Here is a 1,133-nt window from a genome sequence, read left to right on the forward strand (position 1 = left end):
GACGTGCTATGAGGGTGAACTTTCCGGTTTCTACGGTTTGTCCGACGTTGGTCAATCGTATCAATGGAGTCGTTTCAAAGTCTTCGACAATAATTTGCTTCACGGTCAGCGTTCTTGCCGCCGACACGGCGCCAGAGCCGTACAACGCCTTAGCGGTAAAGCTGTGTGCAGCCACAGCCAGGGCACTGACGAGCAACGTCCAGACACCGGTTGTGGCATGTGCCGTTGCCTGACCTTTGGAGACCGTGCCGTCAAAGATTTCAACCTTCTGGCCTTTGGCCGCGACGCCGCTCAGGGTGACAGCCGTTTCCACTGTGCTCCCACCTTGAGGGATTTCGACACCGCTAGGAGAACCTTTGACCGATGTCAAAGTCGGAGCTGTGGCGGCTGTAACGGTCAGGTTGCGAACGTTCGAAAACACTGGATTCACGGCATAAAGCGCTTTTGCATATAACCGGCGAGCACCCAGTGCCACGGTGATCGAGTGTTCCCAGATACCCGTGGTTGCATGGGCTGTCGCAACGCCCTTGGATACTGCGCTCGCACCGTTACCATCAAAGATTTCGACCTTCTGGCCTTTGGCCGCGACGCCGCTCAGGGTGACGGCTGTTTCCACCGTGACCCCGCCTTGGGGGATTTCGACACCGCTGGGAGAGCCTTTGACCGATGTCAAAGTGGGAGCGGTGGCGGCTGTGACGGTCAGGTTGCGAACGTTCGAAAACACTGGATTCACGGCATAAAGCGCTTTTGCATATAACCGGCGAGCACCCAGTGCCACGGTGATCGAGTGTTCCCAGATACCCGTGGTTGCATGGGCTGTCGCAACGCCCTTGGATACTGCGCTCGCACCGTTACCATCAAAGATTTCGACCTTCTGGCCTTTGGCCGCGACGCCGCTCAGGGTGACGGCTGTTTCCACCGTGACCCCGCCTTGGGGGATTTCGACACCGCTGGGAGAGCCTTTGACCGATGTCAAAGTGGGAGCGGTGGCGGCTGTGACGGTCAGTGTTCTGGCGGCCGACGTCGCGCCCGAGCCGTACAACGCCTTGGCGGTAAAGCTGTGTGCTGCCACAGCCAAAGCACTGACGAGCAACGTCCAGACACCGGTTGTGGCATGTGCCGTTGCCTGACCT

1 pseudogene is annotated in these 1,133 nt (G+C 58.5%); it reads right to left on the minus strand.

Annotated elements, in window-relative coordinates:
- Window positions 1–1,093 (minus strand): annotated as a pseudogene (locus ACWR1S_RS30805) (hypothetical protein); the annotation flags it as partial.
- Window positions 1,094–1,133: the final 40 nt, after the last annotated feature.

This window comes from Pseudomonas sp. AIG, assembly GCF_977020205.1.